15 protein-coding genes are annotated in these 14,827 nt (G+C 39.1%); 12 read left to right on the top strand and 3 right to left on the bottom strand.

All coding sequences use genetic code 11. The features are described 5' to 3' along the window. Positions 1 to 88 precede the first annotated feature (88 nt). The 4 genes from ald to ADM90_RS25230 all read left to right on the top strand — a co-directional run bounded on the left by ald (position 89) and on the right by ADM90_RS25230 (position 1,739). The gene (gene ald, locus ADM90_RS18950; RefSeq protein WP_053996464.1) at positions 89 to 1,204 is read left to right on the top strand and encodes an alanine dehydrogenase; all 1,116 of its coding nucleotides are present in this window, start codon (positions 89 to 91) and stop codon (positions 1,202 to 1,204) included. Between the two features lie 125 nt (positions 1,205 to 1,329). Then, entirely contained in the window at positions 1,330 to 1,455 is a 126-nt protein-coding gene (locus ADM90_RS25405) for a hypothetical protein (protein WP_268766649.1), read from the top strand. A 9-nt stretch (positions 1,456 to 1,464) separates the two neighbouring features. Further along, entirely contained in the window at positions 1,465 to 1,581 is a 117-nt protein-coding gene (locus tag ADM90_RS25465) for a GNAT family N-acetyltransferase (protein ID WP_327037038.1), read from the top strand. Then, positions 1,578 to 1,739 (top strand): hypothetical protein, encoded by a 162-nt coding sequence (locus ADM90_RS25230; protein ID WP_235473679.1) that lies wholly within the window; start codon positions 1,578 to 1,580, stop codon positions 1,737 to 1,739. The genes ADM90_RS25465 and ADM90_RS25230 overlap by 4 nt, the downstream gene beginning before the upstream one ends. A gap of 135 nt (positions 1,740 to 1,874) precedes the next feature. Here the strand turns inward: ADM90_RS25230 and ADM90_RS24060 are convergent. Both ADM90_RS24060 and ADM90_RS18930 read right to left on the bottom strand, forming a co-directional pair. Further along, positions 1,875 to 2,913 (bottom strand): IS630 family transposase gene (locus ADM90_RS24060; protein ID WP_152927960.1). Its coding sequence is split into 2 segments (ribosomal slippage): positions 1,875 to 2,414 and positions 2,416 to 2,913, totalling 1,038 coding nucleotides; the frame shifts between segments, so codons are not numbered across the junction. 62 nt (positions 2,914 to 2,975) lie between these two features. After that, positions 2,976 to 4,076, bottom strand: coding sequence for a M24 family metallopeptidase (locus ADM90_RS18930; protein ID WP_053996463.1), 1,101 nt, complete (start codon positions 4,074 to 4,076; stop codon positions 2,976 to 2,978). 231 nt (positions 4,077 to 4,307) lie between these two features. Between ADM90_RS18930 and ADM90_RS18925 the strand changes: the two genes are divergently transcribed. After that, entirely contained in the window at positions 4,308 to 4,991 is a 684-nt protein-coding gene (locus ADM90_RS18925) for a metal-dependent hydrolase (protein ID WP_053996462.1), read from the top strand. 151 nt (positions 4,992 to 5,142) lie between these two features. Continuing rightward, on the top strand, positions 5,143 to 6,450 hold the full coding sequence (locus tag ADM90_RS18920; protein WP_053996461.1) for a DRTGG domain-containing protein: 1,308 nt from the start codon (positions 5,143 to 5,145) through the stop codon (positions 6,448 to 6,450). 76 nt (positions 6,451 to 6,526) lie between these two features. Here ADM90_RS18920 and ADM90_RS18915 read toward each other — a convergent pair whose 3' ends face one another. Next, the gene (locus ADM90_RS18915; RefSeq protein WP_053996460.1) at positions 6,527 to 6,832 is read right to left on the bottom strand and encodes a YtpI family protein; all 306 of its coding nucleotides are present in this window, start codon (positions 6,830 to 6,832) and stop codon (positions 6,527 to 6,529) included. A gap of 90 nt (positions 6,833 to 6,922) precedes the next feature. Between ADM90_RS18915 and ADM90_RS18910 the strand changes: the two genes are divergently transcribed. The 6 genes from ADM90_RS18910 (at position 6,923) to pfkA (ending at position 14,802) form a co-directional block, all read left to right on the top strand. Continuing rightward, positions 6,923 to 7,870 (top strand): DHH family phosphoesterase, encoded by a 948-nt coding sequence (locus ADM90_RS18910; protein ID WP_083448615.1) that lies wholly within the window; start codon positions 6,923 to 6,925, stop codon positions 7,868 to 7,870. A gap of 19 nt (positions 7,871 to 7,889) precedes the next feature. Beyond that, positions 7,890 to 10,973, top strand: a complete 3,084-nt coding sequence (gene dnaE, locus ADM90_RS18905) for a DNA polymerase III subunit alpha (RefSeq protein WP_053996458.1) — start codon at positions 7,890 to 7,892, stop codon at positions 10,971 to 10,973. A 130-nt stretch (positions 10,974 to 11,103) separates the two neighbouring features. Further along, on the top strand, positions 11,104 to 11,745 hold the full coding sequence (locus ADM90_RS18900; RefSeq protein ID WP_053996457.1) for a FadR/GntR family transcriptional regulator: 642 nt from the start codon (positions 11,104 to 11,106) through the stop codon (positions 11,743 to 11,745). Between the two features lie 22 nt (positions 11,746 to 11,767). Further along, positions 11,768 to 12,625: an acetyl-CoA carboxylase, carboxyltransferase subunit beta gene (gene accD / locus ADM90_RS18895; protein WP_053996456.1), complete on the top strand. Its 858-nt coding sequence runs from the start codon at positions 11,768 to 11,770 to the stop codon at positions 12,623 to 12,625. Continuing rightward, positions 12,618 to 13,586, top strand: coding sequence for an acetyl-CoA carboxylase carboxyltransferase subunit alpha (locus tag ADM90_RS18890; RefSeq protein ID WP_053996455.1), 969 nt, complete (start codon positions 12,618 to 12,620; stop codon positions 13,584 to 13,586). The genes accD and ADM90_RS18890 overlap by 8 nt, the downstream gene beginning before the upstream one ends. Positions 13,587 to 13,842: 256 nt before the next feature. After that, positions 13,843 to 14,802: a 6-phosphofructokinase gene (pfkA, locus tag ADM90_RS18885; RefSeq protein WP_053996454.1), complete on the top strand. Its 960-nt coding sequence runs from the start codon at positions 13,843 to 13,845 to the stop codon at positions 14,800 to 14,802. Positions 14,803 to 14,827: the final 25 nt, after the last annotated feature.

Genomic DNA, 14,827 nt, shown 5'->3' with positions numbered 1-14,827 from the left:
TTTGGTAATATGGAATTGTAAGCGGTTCATCAGTCCATCGTTAGACAAGTAATGCTGATTTCTTAGGTATGGAAGGGGATAGGAAACAATGAAGATTGGTATTCCAAAAGAAATTAAAAACAATGAAAATCGTGTAGCAATGACACCAGCAGGAGTTGTCACATTAACACATGCTGGTCATGAGGTGTTTATTGAAACAGGAGCAGGTTTAGGTTCAAGCTTTACAGATGCAGACTATATCGCAGCTGGTGCTCATATTGTGCCAACTGCAAAAGAAGCATGGTCTCAAGAAATGATTATGAAGGTAAAAGAGCCTGTAGCTTCTGAGTACGATTATTTTCACGAAGGTCAAATCCTATTCACATATTTACACTTAGCGCCAGAGATTGAGTTAACTCAGGCACTTTTAAATAAAAAGGTTGTAGGTATTGCCTACGAAACGGTTCAATTGGCAAATGGTTCACTACCATTGCTCACACCAATGAGTGAAGTAGCAGGTAAAATGGCTACACAAATTGGTGCACAGTTCTTAGAGAAAAATCATGATGGTAAAGGTATTTTACTAGGTGGTGTGTCAGGTGTACCACGCGGTAAAGTAACGGTTATCGGTGGTGGTATTGCAGGAACAAATGCTGCGAAAATCGCCGTTGGTATGGGAGCAGATGTAACAGTTATTGATTTAAGCGCTGAACGTTTACGTCAATTAGAAGATATGTTTGGTCGCGATGTTCAAACATTAATGTCTAATCCGTATAATATTGCAGAATCAGTGAAAAACTCAGATTTAGTTATTGGCGCTGTTTTAATCCCAGGCGCAAAGGCACCAAAGCTAGTATCTGAAGAAATGATTCAGTCCATGCAACCAGGCTCTGTCGTAGTCGATATTGCGATTGACCAAGGCGGTATTTTTGCTACATCTGATCGTGTGACAACGCATGATGATCCAACATATGTAAAACATGGTGTTGTACACTATGCTGTAGCCAATATGCCTGGAGCAGTTCCACGTACATCAACAATTGCCTTAACGAACAATACAATTCCATATGCCCTGCAAATTGCCAACAAAGGCTATAAACAGGCTTGCCTAGACAATGCTGCACTGAAAAAAGGTGTAAATACATTGGATGGACAACTTGTTTATAAGGCAGTAGCAGATTCTCAAGGTTTACCATATGTGAGTGTGGATGAGCTAATTCAATAAATAGAAAAAGGAAGCATGTTCAAAGTGCTTCCTTTTTTACGTTGTGAATGTTTAGGTGGTAGATATATAGTAAAAGCATAATATTTCATGTATCTTTTTAAGCTAAATGAAGCAGGAGGATTTTGATGAAAAAAATTAACGTAAATCCTACTCAAGCTGATATAAGAAAACTTTTATCCCTTGCAACTTTGGACAAGAATATCGAACATGAATATGGATTATATATGCAATCACCCGTTAGAGAATTATAGGGATGTTATTTGAAAGAGGATGTTATCGGCTGTATAGGCATAGAATTTTCAGGTTCAAAGCGTTGTGAAATAAAGCATATCGCAGTATCTCCAAGCTATAGAGGAGAGGAAATAGGAGTGAAATGATTGATTTCATTAACGATAAGTATGCACTACTTGTAATTGCTGCTGAAACTGATAAGGATGCTGTAGATTTTTACAAAAAATATGGTTTCAAAGTTTCGAGTCTGGGGGAAAAGTACCTTGGCGTAGAACGTTTTACATGTGTTTTAGAAAGCAGATAAATTAGCAAACAAGCATTTGAAAAAAACGAACGAACCAATGTGAAACACTCATAAAGTATTTAGGATCGTTCGTTTTTTCTATTTATAAATAAGGCAGCTAGTTAGGCTTCAATCCTTTTATATATAGATTGAACTTTAGAACCTAACACAAAGTCGGTCGATTATACCTTGTGTATCTTCACTTTGACAACGGATAAATTCACGAACAGCGAGTTTGATTTGCGATGTACTTGAAAAAAAGACATTATGAATGACGCTGTCTTTCAACCATTTCCATAGCCCCTCAATTAAATTCAATTGCGGGCTGTAAGGTGGTAAAAACACCAGTTGTAATCGATTTTGATGCAGCTTTAAAAAAGGCTGAATGAGCTTCGCATGATGAATGCGAGCGTTATCGAGGATCATGACAATTTTTCCATTTGGGTAATGAGCAATGACTTTTTCTAAGAAACGCAGGAAGACTTCTGCATCGTATTTCTCTTCTTCGACGCAGAAGATTTCACCTGTTTCATAATTTAACGTACCGATTAATTTCACGCCTTGATGCTTACCGTATGTGGGGATTTGACGCTGTTTCCCTTTTGGAAACCATGACTTTTGAATGGCTTGGTAGTCACGAATCATGGACTCATCTTGAAAGAGAAGGTGATCGATTTCCTCATACAATAGCTTTTTTTAAAGCAGGAAATGTTTCTTCTTTAAATGTTTTTTGCTTTTCTGGGTCCGCATTCGCCAACGTATAGGTAGGGCGCGTATGACTAAATTGCATGCGTTCTAATAATTTAGACATGCCACGTAAAGAATAGGACACAGCCCATTCACGTTTCACGAGTGAAACGAGTAACGCGAGCGTCCAATTCGTATACGGTGCAAATCCCACATCAGCAGGCGTTTTCGTTGTGACAATCTCAGCCAACTCAGCACGTTGTTCGATGGTCAAACGATGTGGTTTACCTGTAGAAATCCCCATGCGTAAACCTGTTATGCCTTCTTTTTTATAGGCTTTAATATATTCACCAACAGTTGCTCGATTGCGTTGAATGATCATCGCAATTTCAACGTTATTTTTTCCTTCAAGGTGTAGAAATACAGTCTGATACCGCTCAAATAGTCGCTTATCCTTTGTTTGTCGCATCGCCGTTTGAAGTTCTTCTCGTTGTTCATTGCGTAACATGTGGGATCATCCTTTCGACAATAAGTTTGTATACTTTACCCATTTTGAAGGAGATAGAAGCTTTAGTTCAATTTATATAGAACAATTAATTCTTTTGGGAATTTTGTTAGAACCTCCACGCCATCTTTTGTCACCACAACATCATCCTCGATACGAACTCCTGTTATATCAGCTTTATAAACCCCTGGCTCAATCGTAAAGACCATGCCTTCCTCCATCGTCATCTCATTTGCGCCCGTAACGGACGGGAATTCATGCACAGAAATACCAAGACCATGTCCAAGACGGTGCGTGAAATATTCACCATAGCCTGCTTCTGTGATTGTATTTCGTGCAATTCTATCTAAGTCCATCGCACGAATACCTGGTTTCACGGCTGCGACAGCATTTGTATTGGCAGCTAAAACAGCATGATAGATTTCTTTCTGCGCTTCACTTGGCTCGCCAAAGGCAACAGTACGTGTAATATCTGAGCAATAGCCCTTGTAAATAACGCCAAGGTCAAATAACACCATATCGCCTTTTTCGATTTTACGAGCACCTGGTTTGCCATGAGGTGATGCTGTTTTTGGGCCACTCAATACCATTGTTTCAAAGGACATTTTACAGCCTTTATCTTGAATAGCCCTTTCAATTGCTGTAAGAATTTCCATTTCTGTTTTCCCCTCAGCAATTTCCTTGCAACCGATTTCAATAGCGTAGTCAGCAAGCTCGGCAGCCTTTCGCAATTTATCTAATTCATTTTCATCTTTGATGACGCGCATTGCATTTATTTTTTCATCGAGACGAACAAAGCTGGCTTGTGGGAAAGATTGCTGTAACGCCTCGAAACGTTCTACGATAAGTTGTGCTTTTTCAATAGCAAATGTAGCTGGCTGTACTTGGCGTGCGATCACAGCCTGAGCAAGAATTTCCATGGCATTATCGGTGTCTTGATGGCCAATCACCTCATAAGACCAACCTGCATTCTTCGCATCTGGAATCTCCATTTGTGGACAAATTAAAAAAGGTTCAGCTTCTTTAAAAATCATCACACCTAGTAATCTTTCATGTGGATTACTGTTAAAGCCTGAAACATAAAAAACATTGTCAGGTGTTGTGATAAATGCTGCGTCGATGCTGTTTTGCTGTAAATAATTTTGAATTTCTTCAACCTTTGACATAAATATGTCCTCCTTTAAGTGCATGGGGAATTTTTACGACAAAGCATCGACTACTATTATTGACGATGCTTTATCTTGTAAATTGAATAATTGTGTTCTAACAGGGTATAGAGTTGTTAGAGAATCCTATACGATTATTCTCTGTACAAGCATATCAAAAAAAGGGAAAACGCGCATGAATAGCGAATAAAAATGATAAGCCGTAGATTGACATATAAGGGGGACTTTAAAATGGAAATAAGTTATCATGGACATTCTGTTGTTAAAATTCAGACAAATGGGCACACAATTTTAATTGATCCGTTTATTAATGGCAATGGGCAAACGGATTTAACAGTAGCAGAGGAAGCACCAGATATTATTATATTGACACATGGGCATAATGATCATGTTGGTGATACCGTGGAGCTTGCCAAGAAAAAAGATGCACTTGTTATTGCGCCAAATGAATTAGCGAATTGGCTTTCTTGGCAGGGTGTAAAGGCACATCCTATGCATATCGGTGGAGCAAGGGAATTTGATTTTGGTAAGGTGAAATTTACACAGGCTTTCCACGGCTCTTCTTATGTAACAGATAATAATGAAATTATTTATATGGGGATGCCAGCAGGTGTTTTAATCTTTGTAGAGGGCTTAACGATCTATCATGCAGGTGACACAGCTTTATTTAGTGATATGAAATTAATTGCTGAACGTCATCCAATTGATGTTGCATTCTTGCCAATTGGTGATAACTTCACAATGGGACCAGAGGATGCAGCTTATGCAGTATCCTTATTAAAGCCGAAATTTGTCATACCGATTCATTACAATACATTTCCACCAATCGAGCAAGACCCACAAGTTTTTGCAGAGTTAGTACAAAATGCAGATGTTCAAATTTTAAAAGCTGGTGAAAAAGTAAACTGTTTCTAATCACTGATAATGCTGTACTAATGAATTGACACCACGCTGGTAGTTGAAATGGTGGGGACTGATAAACAATTTCATCACTTTATATTAAATATTTTTCTAATAAATATGGTACACTAAGAGCAGAATTGAAGCTTAGGAAATAGGTGATATTTTGTCGACAAAACATGAGAAAATTTTACAATACATCGAATCCCTACCCGTGGGCGATAAAATTTCAGTACGTCAAATTGCAAAGGAAATGCAAGTGAGTGAAGGAACAGCTTACCGTGCGATAAAAGAAGCGGAAAATCGTCGCTTAGTGAGCTCTATCGAACGTGTTGGAACCATTCGTATCGAGAAAAAAAAGAAAGAAAATATTGAACGCTTAACATTTGCAGAAATTGTTAATATTGTAGATGGTCAAGTTTTAGGTGGGAAATCAGGTCTACATAAAACATTGACAAAATTTGTGATTGGTGCGATGCAACTAGAAGATATGATGCGCTACACAGATGCAGGAAGCCTATTGATTGTGGGGAATCGTATTAAAGCCCATGAAAATGCACTTCGCGCGGGTGCGGCTGTTTTAATAACTGGTGGTTTTGATACAACGGAAAATAATAAGCAGCTTGCGGATTCACTGGATTTACCGATGATTTCAACAAGCTATGATACATTTACAGTAGCCACGATGATTAATCGTGCCATCTATGACCAGTTAATTAAAAAAGATATTTTATTTATCGAAGATATCTATATCCCAATGACAGACACAGCTGTGCTAAAAAATGATGAAACAATCCATCATTTTCAGAAACTGAATGAACAAACAACTCATGGTGCATTTCCTGTTGTAACCCATCAAAATAAACTTGTTGGGATGGTTACGGTTAAAGATGTTATTGGACGAGAAGAAAATGAGCTTATTGAAAAAGTGATGACGAAAAATCCGATTGCTGGCTCGATGAAAATGAGTGTGGCCTCTGCAGGGCATCGCATGATCTGGGAAGGAATCGATCTCTTACCAATTGTTGATGATGATAATATTCTGCAAGGTGTGATTAGTCGTCAGGATGTACTAAAAGCACTTCAATTAGCACAAAGGCAACCTCAGCATGGTGAAACGATTGATGATTTAGTAAAAAATGAAATCAAGGTGCTTGGCGATGATGAATTAATCGTAGAGTTTAAAGTCACACCTCAAATGACCAATCAATATGGGGCGATTTCCTATGGAGCCTTTACTACTTTATTAGCAGAGGTTGGTTCATTTGCGTTAAAACGCCGTAAACGTGGAGACGCTGTGGCAGAGAATATGACAATTTACTTTATTAAGCCAGTTCAAATGGAAAGCACACTAACGGTGAAGCCTCGAATTTTAGATATGAGTCGTAAGTTTGTGAAAATGGATTTTGAAGTATACAATCAACAAGTACTTGTTGGAAAGGCCATGATGATGTTCCAGCTATTAGAACGCTAAATAGTAAAAAGGGGTATCTCGACGTCATTTGAGATATCCCTTTTTGTGAAAAAGTATATTGGAATGGTGTGCTTTTTTATTGATTGATACGAAATTCTTCTTCAACAAATTGACCATAGTGTCGTGCTTTTTTTATATTTTCTACAATTACATAGATGCCTAAAATGACAAGAATTGTTACAATAATAAATGTATAGAGTCCAGGGAATAAGTAGGCTTGGTTTAACGCAAAAAACAGAATAAAGGATCCAAAACCAATATTCGCCTTACTTTTGTACCACTTTTTAGCAATGGGTAATGGAGAACGGAACTGTTTTGTTTTAAAATAAAAATAGAAGACGAAAGAGACGATAGTCACAAATACAAATATTAAATTGAGCATAGTAAACCTCCTAGCATAACTAGACATTATTGTAACGATTATTATCGAAAAATGCTAACGGTTCTTACTATCATTTTGGAGGAATTTATTTTGAAAAGACAAATCATCGACACAATTGCTGCATATGACACGATTATTATTCACCGGCATGTACGTCCAGACCCTGATGCTTATGGCTCCCAGCAAGGGTTAAAAGAATTAATTTTAGCGAATTATCCTGACAAAAAGGTTTTTGCTGTAGGTGAGCATGATGCCTCCCTATCGTTTATGGCACAGCCTGATCAAATAACAGATGATGTTTATAACAATGCATTAGTAATTGTTACAGATACTGCCAATACAGAGCGTGTTGACGATCAACGCTATACAGAGGGTAAGATGGTTATTAAGATTGATCACCATCCAAATGATGATGCATATGGCGACCTTTTATGGGTAGACACTACAGCAAGTTCTTGTAGTGAAATGATTTATGAGCTTTATGAAGAAGGACAAAAAACTGTTGACTGGCGACTTTCAGCTGCTGCTGCACGTTTTTTATTTGCTGGTATTGTAGGAGATACAGGAAGATTTCAATTTTCAAGTACAACAGCTAGAACATTTAAAATTGTTGCAGAATTAATTACATATGATTTTGATCGGAACCAGATTTTTGATGGTATGTATGAAATGGAGCAAAAGCTATTAAATTTACAAGGCTATATTTATCAAAACTTTCAAATGGATGAGCATGGAGCAGCACATATCAAGCTAACCAAGGAATTGCTGACAGCACATGATGCTGTACCATCAGAAGCCTCCCTTTTAGTAGGTTGTCTTGGGAATGTCAAGGGAATATGTGCATGGGTTGTTTTCATTGAAGAAGAGGATCAAATCCGTGTGCGTTTACGATCAAAGGGTCCAGTCATTAATACATTAGCAAAAGAATTTAATGGTGGTGGGCATCCACTTGCAGCGGGTGCTACAGCTTATTCATGGGAGGAAGCAGATCGCGTTATCGCTAGATTACAGGAGATTTGTAACACGTATCATTCATAAAGAAAAGGAAGGGATTCATTTGGCACATGTATATACGAAAATGCATACAAGCGCGGATTTATTGAAAAGTACAATTCGGCTGGAGCAATTGATTCCTTTTTTACAAGAGCAAAAGACACAGGCCTGTGCAATCGTCAATACGAAATTGTACGGGCTTTTGCCTTTTTGTAAAGCCATGCAACAAGCTCATATTCATGCCATTATAGGGCTTTCGCTAAAAGTACAGTGGCAGGAGGAAATAATACCTCTTGTACTGTATGCACAATCTCAGGAGGGTTATCAAAATTTATTAAAAATAAGTAGTGCTCTGTCGATTAGAGACGATGAGGTGCTGCCATGGAAATGGCTTGAAGGTTATGCGGCAGGCTGTATCGCCTTGTTGACGACGGACGATGCTCTAGTTGTAGATACCTGGTATTCGATGGCCACTGCTATTGCGCAATTGTTTCAACATTATTTTTATATAGGCATTGCAAGACCAGGAGGAGTAAAATCAGCGAACGAGGATGAGCTTGTAGCATGGTGTCAAGAAAAAAACATCCAGCTAGTAGCTACTCAAAGCTGTTATTTTTTACGTCCAGAAGATCATTTTGCTTATGAAGTTGCGAGAGCAATTGATACAGGTGAAAAGCTTGGCACAACGAGGCAAACTGCTAGCTTGCAAGGCTATTTTGCACCTACAGCAGATGAATGGCAAAGCTGGTTTGCTGATCGACCAGAATGGTTAGCAGCTAGTACAGCTATGCTGGCAAGCTGTAAGGCAGTGATCCCTGAAATGCCTGTACAAATGCCAAAGTTTCCAGTGCCAGTAGGTGAAACTGCTGAAAGCTTACTTATAAAAGAGGCATTTAAAGGATTAGAGGAGCGGTTTAAGCAGCGAGTACTACCATTAAGTTATCGAGAGCGATTACAATATGAGTTGGATATTATTTGCTCTATGGGCTTTGCTGATTATTTTTTGGTTGTCGCTGATTTTATGCGCTTTGCCAAAGACAATCGTATTTTAACAGGACCCGGTCGTGGCTCATCGGCAGGCTCACTTGTAGCGTACAGCTTATTTATTACACAGGTAGATCCACTGGCTTACGGCTTATTATTTGAGCGCTTTTTAAATCCAGAACGTATTACTTTACCTGATATTGATATTGATTTTGTTGATAGTAAAAGACAGCAAGTCATCCAGTATGTTGCAAAAAAATATGGTAAGGCGAATGTGGCGCAAATTATTACATTCGGTACATTATCTGCTAAGGCAGTGGCGAGAGATGTGGCAAGAGTTTTTGGCTTTGATGCGGAAACCTTAGAAAAAATCTCTAAAATGATTCCAAATAAGCCGGGTATGACCCTACAAAGGGCAGTGGCAGAATCTCCTGACCTACAAGGCTGGCTAACAGCAGATGACAATCATCAGCATTGGTTTGAGGTCGCGTTAAAGCTAGAAGGCTTGCCAAGGAATTCATCCACACATGCGGCTGGCATTGTACTTGCTCCATCTCCATTAGTGGATACAGTACCGATTGAGGAGGGGCATGACGACATTTATTGCACACAATGGCCAATGGGCGATATTGAGGCATGTGGACTCGTGAAAATGGATTTTTTAGGTTTGCGTAATCTCACCATTTTGGAGCAGATGCGTTGGTCTATTTATAAAGCAGGAGGACCATGGATTGAATTTGAGCACATTCCTCTGCATGATGATAAAACGTTTCAACTTCTACAAAGAGGCGATACACTTGGTATTTTCCAGTTAGAATCAGCGGGAATGAAGCAAGCCTTACGTGATATTCGTCCAACGCATTTTTTAGATATTGTAGCTGTTAATGCACTATATCGTCCAGGTCCGATGGATTTCATTCCTATCTATGCAAGGAGAAAAGCAGGTAAGGAGCAGGTTGTTATGCCTCATCCGGTGTTAGTGCCTATTTTACAAGAAACATTTGGCGTGATTGTCTATCAGGAGCAAATTATCCAAATTGCTTCTGTGCTAGCAGGCTTTACAAGGGGACAGGCTGATTTACTGCGCCGAGCAGTTAGTAAAAAAAATCGCCAAATTTTAGAGGAGCAGCGTGCTGTCTTTGTAAATGGGGCATTAAAACAGGGCTATGAGCAGTCTGTAGCAGAAGAAGTATATGAATTAATTGTCCATTTTGCTGATTATGGTTTTGCCAAAAGTCATGCCGTAGCTTATAGTATGATCTCCTATCAAATGGCTTATTTAAAGGCACATTTTCCATATAGTTTTTATGCGGCATTATTATCAAATGCAACAGGAAACATAGATAAAATTGTCCAGCTTGTGCAAGAGGCAAAAGACAAGGGGATTCCGTTTTATCCCCCTTCGTTAAAAAAAAGTACAAAATATTTTACAGTAGAAAATCAGGGTATTCGCTATAGTCTAACAGGCATTAAAGGTGTTCCACATACGTTTATAGATAAAGTAAATACATTACGACAAACAAATCCAGAGGCATTCAACAATTTATTTGATTTGGCTGTTGCTTTAAGTGCACAGCATTTTAAGCCAAAAATGATGGAGTCTTTAATTTTTGCTGGTGCGCTTGATTATTTAGAAAAGGATCGAGCTGTTCTTATAATGACAGTAGATGCTGCTGGGAAGCATGCTGAGCTACTACGACCCACTGAGGATATTGATATAGCTACCGCTACAGCCTATAGCTTTGGGAAGCCAAAATATATGGAGGCAGTAGCCATGTCACAAAAGGAAAAATTAATGCATGAGAAAGAGAGCTTAGGCTTTTATATTTCTGCTCATCCAGTAACGGAAGAAAGACAGTACTGGCAGGGTATCAATTGTACATGCTACGAGCTTAAACAGACACGAGATGGTACGTATGTGAAAATGATCGGTATGATTGACGAGGTCAAAAAAATTCGAACGAAAAAAGGGGAGCAAATGGCTTTTGTGCAGCTTCAGGACGAATACGGAACTGTTTCGATCACGTTATTTCCACAAGTATTTCAGCTTGTTCAAGACCTACTGATAGAAGATGAAATGCTCTTTATTGAGGGCGTTTTAGAGAGACGCTTTGGCAAGCCGCAGATCAAAGTAAAACATGCACAAACGATGAAAAAACAATAAAATTAAAGGAAAATTTACAAACTGCATGAAATTTTGTGCAGTTTTTTCTTTACTTTTGTGTAGTTATTTTGTAAGCTAGAATCAATATAAAAAGTGGTCTGACCACTTTTTGATAAGGGGAGTTAGTCGTATGGATAAAAAAACTGCACAAAAAAAAGTGTTTTTAGAAATCGTCCAACAATTACGTCAACTCATTAAAATGGAAAAAATTCAAGCAGGTGAAAAGCTACCCTCCGAGCGCGTTTTATCAGAGCGTCTAGGCGTTGGGCGGTCTTCTGTTAGAGAGGCATTGCGCAGCTTAGAATTACTAGGACTTATTGAAACAAGACATGGCGGTGGTACTTTTCTTGCCTCCACACATAAACATCAGCTCGTAGAAATACTGTCGATGTTTATCTTAGAAGATGAAAAATCAAAAAAAGATGTCGAATTAACGCGGCAAATTCATGAAAAGGAAGCCATTCGCGTAATAAGTTGTACAGAGATTCTTCGCACACTACCTGTGTGGGATAGTTTTTTTGTGAAACTAGAAATAGAAGGAGCGGTTCATTGCCGAGATATTTTGCGAGAGTTGTTAATTACAACAGGCAATCGCCTTTCATTAAAAATCTGGTTTCAATTAGCAGCTTATGATGGTGACCGTTTAAATCGCAGCTCAACAGAAGATGAAAAATTAATCATCCAAACCATGTTGAAGTCGATGCAGCTTGGTTACGAAAAAGAAGCCTTAAAAGCTTATGAGCAGTGGATGAATACTGTCGCAAGCATTTAGACAACGAAGGGGGAGTCAAACAATGGCAATACGCAGCTTATTTAGTGGCAATCGAAAAAAGAAAGAGAATGGACAGGAAAAGGGATTTCCAGAAGGTTTAATGACAAAATGTCCTGAATGTCGTCATATTCAATTAACAAAGGAACTTGAAAAGAACCATAAGGTATGTACAAAATGTGATCATCATTTCAAAATGACCGCACAAGAACGTGTAGACTATTTCTTAGATGAAGGCTCCTTTGTATCAATGGATGATCATTTACAAACGAGTAATCCACTTAATTTCCCAGCATATGTGGAGAAAATTGCGGCAGACCAAGAAAAAACAGGCTTAAACGAGGCTGTCTTAACAGGTGTGGGTACATTAGATGGAGAGGAAATTGTGGTAGCCATTATGGACTCGCATTTCCGTATGGGTTCAATGGGCTCAGTAGTGGGCGAAAAAATTACGCGAGCAGTTGAAAAAGCAACAGCATTAGGTGTACCATTTATTATCTTTACGGCTAGTGGTGGCGCACGTATGCAAGAGGGTGTCCTCTCTTTAATGCAAATGGCAAAAACGAGCGTGGCCTTAAAGCGTCATAGTGATCAAGGTTTATTATTTATTTCGATTTTAACGCACCCAACAACAGGTGGCGTTTCAGCAAGCTTTGCGTCTGTCGGCGATATTAATATTGCAGAGCCACAGGCATTAATCGGCTTTGCAGGGCGTCGTGTCATTGAAGAAACAGTCAGAGAAAAATTGCCGAGTGATTTCCAGACCGCAGAATTTTTATTAGAGCACGGTCAGCTTGATGCAATCTTCCATCGTCAGGATTTACGTCAAAGGGTTTCATTACTTGTCAAAATGCATATGAAAGGCGGCGTACAACATGCCTAAAAATTTAGCGTTTGAAGAACCAGTCGTACAATTACGAGAAAAAATTGATGAATTAAAAACAATTGCTGCGGAAGCAGATGTAGATATGACAGGTGAAATTGAAAAGCTTGAAACACGCTTATCGCAGCTAGAGCAATCTATCTATACAAATATGAAGCCATGGGATCGTGTGCAGGTTGCAAGACATCCAGAAAGACCGACAACATTGCAATATATTGAAGCAATGTGTGAAGACTTTATTGAACTCCATGGTGACCGTACATTTGGCGATGACGCCGCAATTTTAGGTGGAATTGCTATGTTTGAAGGGCAGCCAGTAACCGTTATTGGCCATCAACGTGGAAAATCAACAAAGGAAAATATACGTCGTAATTTTGGGATGCCACACCCAGAAGGCTATCGTAAAGCATTACGTTTAATGAAGCAGGCTGAAAAATTTAACCGTCCGATAATTTGCTTTATTGATACAAAAGGCGCTTACCCAGGAAAAGCTGCGGAAGAGCGAGGGCAGAGCGAAGCCATTGCTAGAAATCTTGTTGAAATGGCGGGTTTAACAGTACCAGTTATTAGTATTGTGATTGGAGAAGGTGGAAGTGGTGGTGCGCTAGCATTAGGTGTAGCGAATCGTGTCTTTATGCTAGAGAACTCAACATATTCGGTTATTTCACCGGAAGGAGCTGCTTCAATTCTATGGCGAGATGGGAGTCTTGCCAAGCAAGCAGCTGAAGCAATGCGGATCACAGCACCAGATCTAAAGGAGCTTGGTATTATTGATGGCATTATTCCTGAAATTACTGGCGGGGCACATCGCAATGTGGCAAAGCAGGCACTTTCTATTAAAGAGTGCATAAGTGATACACTTCAGGTATTAAATTCACTAAGTGGTGAACAATTAATAGAAGATCGTTATGACAAATTTAAAAAAATTGGGCAATATACAGAGACGGAAGAGAGAGCTTAATTTGCTCGAAAAGGGTTAAAACTTGTATCTTAACCTCTAAAAAACTTTCAAAATTAAAGAAGATAATTGCGCAACAGTAACGCAGACTTCTTGAAAAAATGTTAAATTTAGGACGTTTTTTAATGGAAAGAGTGTGTGAAAGCGCATTCTTTTCATTTTTTATGTAAAAGTTATGTTTTTGTGCCCTCAGAACCCTTACATAGTTTGTTTTTTCATGTTAATGTGAATAATAACAGTAAATGCAGGAGGTCCGATGATGAAAAAAATTGCTGTATTAACAAGTGGTGGAGATGCACCAGGAATGAACGCAGCTATTCGAGCGGTTGTTCGAAAGGCGGCATTTCATGGAGTGAGTGTTGTCGGTATTAAGCATGGCTATGAAGGCTTAGTGAAAGGCTCTATGGAAGAACTCAATTTAGGTTCAGTGGGTGGCATTATTCAACGTGGTGGTACCTATTTAAACTCTGCAAGATGTCCTGAATTTAAAGAGGAAGCAGTCCAACAAAAAGCCATTGAAAACTTGCAGGCAGCTGGTATTGAAGGGCTCGTTGTTATTGGTGGTGATGGGTCTTATCGAGGTGCAATGGATTTAGTGAAAAAAGGATTTCCTGCTGTAGGTGTACCAGGAACAATCGATAATGATGTGCCAGGAACTGAATACACAATAGGCTTTGATACGGCGCTTAACACAGTTGTAGAATCCATTGATAAAATCCGAGATACAGCTACCTCTCATGAAAATTCTTTTATCGTTGAGGTTATGGGGCGTGATGCAGGTGATATAGCGCTATGGGCAGGTCTTGCGGCTGGTGCTGAAACAGTGCTTATTCCTGAGGAAGATTATAATTTAGATGATATTGTGGCACGCTTAGATCGTGGTGCAGCACGAGGTAAAAAGCACAGCATTATTATTGTGGCAGAAGGCGTGATGTCTGGAAATGAGCTGGCAAAACTGTTGAAAGAGAAAACAGGAAAAGAAACACGTGTATCTGTACTAGGTCATATTCAGCGCGGTGGTTCACCAACAGCGCGTGATCGTGTGTTGGCAAGTCAACTTGGTGCACATGCCGTTGAATTGTTAATGGAAGGCAAAGCTGGTAGAGCAGTAGGCATTCGCAATCATCAAGTTATTGATTATGATATGCCGGAAGCTTTTGAAAAAAATCATGAGGCAGATATCAGTCTTTATACATTAATGAAGGAACTATCAATATAATTTGTTATAAAACGGAGTGGGCAAA

Source organism: Lysinibacillus macroides (assembly GCF_001281525.1).
Lineage (GTDB): Bacteria > Bacillota > Bacilli > Bacillales_A > Planococcaceae > Lysinibacillus > Lysinibacillus macroides.
The sequence above is the reverse complement of the archived record's forward strand: the minus strand, read 5'-3'. Positions and strand labels throughout refer to the sequence as shown.

Coding starts and splice junctions, on each gene's coding strand:
- ADM90_RS18915 (WP_053996460.1), bottom strand. CDS start 6,832: ATGCTCAATTTAATATTTGTATTTGTGACTATCGTCTCTTTCGTCTTC.
- ADM90_RS25230 (WP_235473679.1), top strand. CDS start 1,578: ATGATTGATTTCATTAACGATAAGTATGCACTACTTGTAATTGCTGCT.
- ADM90_RS25405 (WP_268766649.1), top strand. CDS start 1,330: ATGAAAAAAATTAACGTAAATCCTACTCAAGCTGATATAAGAAAACTT.
- accD (WP_053996456.1), top strand. CDS start 11,768: ATGGCAATACGCAGCTTATTTAGTGGCAATCGAAAAAAGAAAGAGAAT.
- ADM90_RS18890 (WP_053996455.1), top strand. CDS start 12,618: ATGCCTAAAAATTTAGCGTTTGAAGAACCAGTCGTACAATTACGAGAA.
- ADM90_RS18900 (WP_053996457.1), top strand. CDS start 11,104: ATGGATAAAAAAACTGCACAAAAAAAAGTGTTTTTAGAAATCGTCCAA.
- ADM90_RS18925 (WP_053996462.1), top strand. CDS start 4,308: ATGGAAATAAGTTATCATGGACATTCTGTTGTTAAAATTCAGACAAAT.
- pfkA (WP_053996454.1), top strand. CDS start 13,843: ATGAAAAAAATTGCTGTATTAACAAGTGGTGGAGATGCACCAGGAATG.
- ald (WP_053996464.1), top strand. CDS start 89: ATGAAGATTGGTATTCCAAAAGAAATTAAAAACAATGAAAATCGTGTA.
- ADM90_RS18930 (WP_053996463.1), bottom strand. CDS start 4,076: ATGTCAAAGGTTGAAGAAATTCAAAATTATTTACAGCAAAACAGCATC.